Origin of the sequence: uncultured Propionibacterium sp., assembly GCF_963539965.1 — a bacterium.
Taxonomy (GTDB): Bacteria; Actinomycetota; Actinomycetes; order Propionibacteriales; family Propionibacteriaceae; genus Propionibacterium.
The window spans coordinates 1-5665 of sequence record NZ_CAUTOU010000101.1 but is presented as its reverse complement, the minus strand read 5'-3'; the positions used below and the strand labels follow the sequence as shown (position 1 = coordinate 5665).

At 73.9% G+C, this 5665-nt stretch carries 6 protein-coding genes; all 6 read left to right on the top strand.

All coding sequences use genetic code 11. The annotated features are described in order from the left end of the window. The coding region (gene narH, locus R2N01_RS11035; RefSeq protein WP_316671159.1) for a nitrate reductase subunit beta at nt 1-1467 on the top strand (1467 nt) is incomplete at its 5' end. Nucleotides 1468-1544: 77 nt separating this feature from the next. Next, complete coding sequence (gene narJ, locus R2N01_RS11030; protein WP_399553285.1) at nt 1545-2219, top strand: nitrate reductase molybdenum cofactor assembly chaperone; 675 nt, start codon at nt 1545-1547, stop codon at nt 2217-2219. Between the two features lie 5 nt (nt 2220-2224). Then, the gene (gene narI / locus R2N01_RS11025) at nt 2225-2986 is read left to right on the top strand and encodes a respiratory nitrate reductase subunit gamma (RefSeq protein ID WP_316671161.1); all 762 of its coding nucleotides are present in this window, start codon (nt 2225-2227) and stop codon (nt 2984-2986) included. Between the two features lie 172 nt (nt 2987-3158). Beyond that, the gene (locus R2N01_RS11020; RefSeq protein ID WP_316671155.1) at nt 3159-4253 is read left to right on the top strand and encodes a MoaD/ThiS family protein; all 1095 of its coding nucleotides are present in this window, start codon (nt 3159-3161) and stop codon (nt 4251-4253) included. A gap of 50 nt (nt 4254-4303) precedes the next feature. Further along, nucleotides 4304-4726, top strand: a complete 423-nt coding sequence (locus R2N01_RS11015; protein WP_316671153.1) for a molybdenum cofactor biosynthesis protein MoaE — start codon at nt 4304-4306, stop codon at nt 4724-4726. After that, on the top strand, nt 4723-5490 hold the full coding sequence (locus R2N01_RS11010; protein WP_316671151.1) for a HesA/MoeB/ThiF family protein: 768 nt from the start codon (nt 4723-4725) through the stop codon (nt 5488-5490). The genes R2N01_RS11015 and R2N01_RS11010 overlap by 4 nt, the downstream gene beginning before the upstream one ends. Nucleotides 5491-5665: the final 175 nt, after the last annotated feature.

The following is a 5665-nucleotide window of genomic DNA, read 5'->3' as shown; positions in this document are numbered from 1 at the left end:
CACACCTGCTCGGTCACCTGCAAGCAGGCGTGGACCAACCGCGAGGGCACCGAGTACATGTGGTTCAACAACGTCGAGACCCGCCCCGGCGTCGGTTACCCGCGCGGCTGGGAGGACCAGGACGGCTGGCACGGCGGCTGGCGGCGCACCGCCTCCGGCAGGGTCGTGCCCCGCCTGGGCGGACGCCTGTCGACCCTGTCGAAGATCTTCGCCAACCCGTACATGCCCGGGATGGACGACTACTACGAGCCGTGGACCTACGACTACGACAGGCTGCTGAGCGCCCCGGCCGGGCAGCGGAGCGCACCGACGGTGCGGGCCCGCTCGCGGATCACCGGCAGGCACATGGACACCATCGAGTGGGGCCCCAACTGGGACGACGACCTGGGCGGCTCCATGGAGACCCTCGACGACGACCCGGTCCTGCGGCAGATGAACCTGCAGGTCTCCAAGACCATCGAGGACTCGTTCATGTTCCACCTGCCGCGCATCTGCGAGCACTGCCTGAACCCGACGTGCGTCTCGGTGTGCCCCTCGGGCGCCATGTACAAGCGCGCCGAGGACGGCATCGTGCTCGTCGACCAGGACGGGTGCCGCGGCTGGCGCATGTGCGTGGCGGGCTGCCCGTACAAGAAGGTCTACTTCAACCACGAGACCCACAAGGCCGAGAAGTGCACGCTGTGCTACCCGCGCCTGGAGGCGGGCCGGCCCACCGTCTGCTCGGAGACCTGCGTCGGGCGCCTGCGCTACCTCGGCGTGGTCCTGTACGACGCCGACCGCGTCGACTGGGCGGTGTCGCGCCCGGACGAGACCGAGCTGTACGCCGCCCAGCGCGAGATCCTGCTCGACCCGCACGACCCCGAGGTGCTCGCCCGGGCCGGGGCCAACGGGGTGCCGCACTCGTGGCTCGTCGCCGCGCAGGAGTCACCGGTCCGGCGGCTCATCGGCGACTACGAGCTGGCGCTGCCGCTGCACCCGGAGTACCGCACGCTGCCGATGGTCTGGTACGTCCCGCCGCTGTCGCCGGTCGTGGACGCGGTGACCGCCTCGGGCGGCGACGGCGAGGACCACCGGGTGCTGCTGAGCGCGCTGTCGCAGATGCGCATCCCGCTGGAGTACCTGGCCGGCCTGTTCGCAGCGGGCGACACCGCCCCGGTGGAGCGCTCGCTGCGCCGCCTGGCCGCGATGCGCTCGTACATGCGCGACGTCTTCATGGGCGGCGAGGGCGACGAGGGGATCCCCGCCGCGGTCGGCATGAGGGGCCGGGACGTCCAGGACATGTACCGGCTGCTGTCGATCGCCAAGTACGACGACCGGTTCGTCGTCCCGACGACGCACTCGGAGCTGCCGCGCGGCATCGCCCAGCTGGAGGGCTGCCCCATCCGCGACCTCGACGACGACGCCTTCTTCCCGGCGGCCCGCGGCGGGGCCCGCCCGTCGCCGCCGCTGCAGGTGCCGCGATCATGAGCGTCTTCATGGGCGCCCCCCGCATGCCCGTCGAACGCGGCGTGGACGCCACCCGCGGCCAGCGGCAGAGCGTCGAGATGGCCTGCTCGCTGCTGCTGGACTACCCGGCCGACGCCCTGGCCGAGCAGCTCGGTGCGGTGCGGGCCGAGCTGGCGTCCCTGCCCGCCCCGGTCGCCGAGCGCCTGGAGGCCTTCTGCACCCGCGCCGGCGCGCTCGGGCTGCGGGCCCTGCGCGAGCACTACGTCGGGACCTTCGACCAGCGCCGGCGCTGCGCGCTGTACCTGAGCTACTACGGACAGGGCGACACCCGCGGCCGCGGGCGGGCCATCCTGGCCTTCCGCGAGATCATGCGGGCCGCCGGCTTCGAGCAGGCCCGCGAGGAGCTGGCCGACTACCTGCCGGTCGTCCTCGAGTTCGCCGCCCTCGACGAGCAGGGCATGGGCGAGGAACTGCTCGAGACCCACCGCGAGGGCCTGGAGGTCATCCGGGCCGCCCTGGTGGACTCGGGCTCGCCGTACGCCGAGCTCCTGGAGGCGCTCGTGGCGATCCTGCCCGAACCCGACGAGGCGACCATCGCCGCCTACCGCAGGCTGGTCGCCCAGGGCCCGCCGACGGAGCTGGTGGGTCTCGGCACCGGCCGCCCCGGTGACCCGGCCGCACCGCACGATCCACTGCCCGACCCGCTCGACGGGCGCCCGATGCCCGGCCCGGGCGCCCCCGCGAACCGGCCGGGCTCCCCGAAGGAGGGGTGAACGCCATGCCTGCCGCCTCGATCCTGGCCTGGGCCGTCCTGCCGTACCTGTCGATCGTCCTGCTCATCGGAGGGCTCGTCTGGCGCTTCCGCACCGACCAGTTCGGCTGGACGAGCAAGTCCAGCCAGTGGCAGGAGAGCGCGATCCTGCGCTGGAGCTCGCCGCTGTTCCACCTGGGCATCCTGTTCGCCGCCCTCGGCCACGTGATGGGCCTGGCGGTCCCGCAGGACCTCACCGACGCGCTGGGCATCTCGCACCACGTCTACCACCTGGTCGCGACGATCCCCGGGTCCATCGCCGGCGCCGCCGCCGTGGTCGGGCTGTCCGGTCTGCTGTACCGGCGCATCGTCGTGAGATCGGTGCGCCTGAACACCTCGAGGATCGACGTCCTCGCCTACGTCCTGCTGACCATCCCGATCCTGCTGGGCGCCGCGGCCACCTTCAGCACACAGGTCCTCGGCCCCGAGGGCGGCTACGACTACCGCGAGACGATCTCGGTGTGGTTCCGCTCGATCCCGATGCTGCACCCGCGCCCCGAGCTCATGGCCGACGTGCCCGCGGTCTTCAAGGCGCACATCGTCGCCGGCATGCTGCTGTTCTGCGTCTGGCCGTTCACCAGGCTCGTCCACGTCGTCTCGGCGCCGGTCGGCTACCCGACGCGCCCGAACGTCGTCTACCGCTCCCGCAGGGACGGCCGGGTCGCCGCGACGCCCGCGCCCCGCGGCTGGGAGCGCCCGTTCGAGAAGACCGGCGGGAGGGGGCGCTGAACCGGGCGGCCGGCGCCTGCGGATGGCGGGTCCCGGCCACGGAGCGTCCCCACGCCCCTCGTCCCCGCGGCCCGGGGTCGGGCCGCCGGAGGCCGGGGACGGGCTCCACGGGGTGCCCTCGTCCCCGCAACCTAGAATCGGGGCAACGGACAGCGAGCGAAGGGCCCCACTCATGCCTACTGATTATCGAGCCCCCAGGGACTGCGCGTGCGGCCCGAAGGGCCACCGGCACGATGCGCGCGTGCCCGACCTGGGCGACACGCTCAGGAAGATGGCCCGGCTCACCTCCGCCCAGCAGACCCTGCTGCGGCGCATCTCCTCGCACGCCGAGCCGGTCACCGTCACCCAGCTGGCGATCGAGTCGGACCTGCACCCCAACTCGGTGCGCGAGACGCTCGACGCGCTCGTCCACCTGGGCCTGGTCACCTGCGAGCAGATGCCGATCAGGGGCCGCGGCCGCCCCGCCCTGGGCTACCAGAGCTACACACCGGCCGACCCCGCCTTCCCGGCCCGCATGCTCGACCAGGTCAGCCGCTCGATGTTCGCCTGGCTCACCGACCACGTGGACGACCCGCACCAGGCGGCCCACGAGATGGGCCGCTACTGGGCCGACGACGCGCTGGCCATGATGAACGTGCCCGAGCACTCCGGGTTCAGACCGTCCGGGGACTTCAGCCCGGCCGGCCACCTCAACAAGGTGCGCCTGTTCCTCATCTCGCTCGGTTTCGCCGTCCGACCGCACCCGCGCATCGACACCGGCCTGGTGCTGCTCGGCTGCCCGTTCGGCTGCATCGACGAGTCCCGCCCCGACCCGCTGGCCCTCGAGATGCGCAACGGGATGCTCGAGCGGGTCATCGAGCGCACCGCGGGCAGCATGGCCGAGGCCCGGATCATGGTGGACGTCAACCACCCGCTGCGCTGCGAGGTCATCCTCAGCGCCGGGGGAGCGCTGACCGGGCACGAGCGGGCCGCTGCTGCCGGCGGGGCCCCCCCCGCCGCAGCGGCGGCCAGAGCCCCCCCCCCCAGGTGGATCCGACCAGGGGGGTCGATCGGCGCCGCCGCGGAGGCCGCGGGCGCGGAGACCGAGCGGTGCGCCCCGGTCGCCCGGCTGGACGAGCTGACCGCCGCGCTGGCCGCCGCCCATCCCGGCCTGGGGCGCGTGCTGGCCGTGTGCAGCTTCATGGTGGACGAGCAGGCCGTCGGCGCCGACGCCCCCCTGGGCGCCGATGCGCTCGTCGACGTCCTGCCGCCCTTCGCCGGCGGCTGAGCCGGCCGCACCGCCCACCACTCGTTCCGGCAGACCCCCGAAGGCACGATATGAGTCCCGTTTCGTCAGCTGTCACCGCCGAGGCGCTCGACCCGGGGGCGCTGTGCGCCCGGGTGGGCGATGACCGCGCCGGCGCGGTGGCCGGCTTCGTCGGCGTCGTGCGCGACCACGACGCCGGTGTGCCCGTGACCGCCATCGACTACTCGGCGCATCCGGCCGCGGCGTCGATCCTGGACGGCATCTGCCGCCGGATCGGCGCCCGGGAGGGCGTCCACGCGGTCGGCGCCTGGCACCGCACCGGCCGGCTCGCCGTCGGCGACGTCGCGATGGTCGTGGCGGTCGCCGCCGAGCACCGCGGGCAGGCCTTCGGGGCCGCGGCCGACCTGGTCGACCTGGTGAAGACGGAGCTGCCGGCGTGGAAGCGCCAGTGGCTGCCCGACGGCTCGCACGTCTGGTCGGGGATCGGCGCATGAGCGTGCGCATCGGGCTGCACAACCCGGTCGAGCCGGTCGACGACGCGGCGGCCGCCCGCCACCGCCGCACCTGGCTGGTCGCCGGCATCGGCGAGGAGGGCCAGGCCAGGCTGAACGCGGCGCGCGTGCTCGTCATCGGGGCCGGCGGTCTCGGCTCGCCCGTCCTGCTCTACCTGGCCGCGGCCGGGGTGGGGACGCTGGGCGTGTGCGACTCCGACGTCGTCGAGCTGTCGAACCTCCAGCGCCAGCTGCTGCACGGCGAGGCCGACGTGGGCGCCCCGAAACCGGCCAGCGCCGCGGCCCGCCTGGGCGGGCTCAACTCCGCCGTGCGCGTCGAGCAGTACCCGCATGCGACGAGGGGCTTCCTCGACGAGCACGGCGCCGAGTGGGACCTGGTGATGGACTGCACCGACAGTTTCACCGCGAAGTACCTGGTGGCCGACTGGGCGGCCGAGGCGGACGTGCCGCTCGTATGGGGCACGGCGGTGGCGATGAGCTTCCAGCTGGCGGTGTTCTGGTCGGCGCCCCCGTCCGGGCTGCCGGCCACGAGCCTGCGCACGCTGCACCCGGTGGCGCCCGGGCCGGGCACGACGCCGACGAGCACGCGCGTCGGGGTGCTGGGGCCGGTCGTCGGGCAGGCCGGCACGGCGATGGCCACCGAGGCCGTCAAACTGATCACGGGCGTCGGCGAGCCGCTGATCGGACGGGTGCTCGTCGGCGACGCCGCGAAGAACCGCTACCGGACGCTGCGCTTCGCGCGCTGACGGGCGGGACGGGCACGAACGAGGAGGCTGTGGCATGAGCGAGTGGTTGAGCATCGACGAGCACAGGGCCCGCATGGAGGCGAGGATCCCGGCCCGGGGCACGGCGACCGAGCCGCTGGGCGAGTGCCTGGGCCTGACGCTGGCCTCCGACGTGACCGCGCGCCTGCCCGTGCCG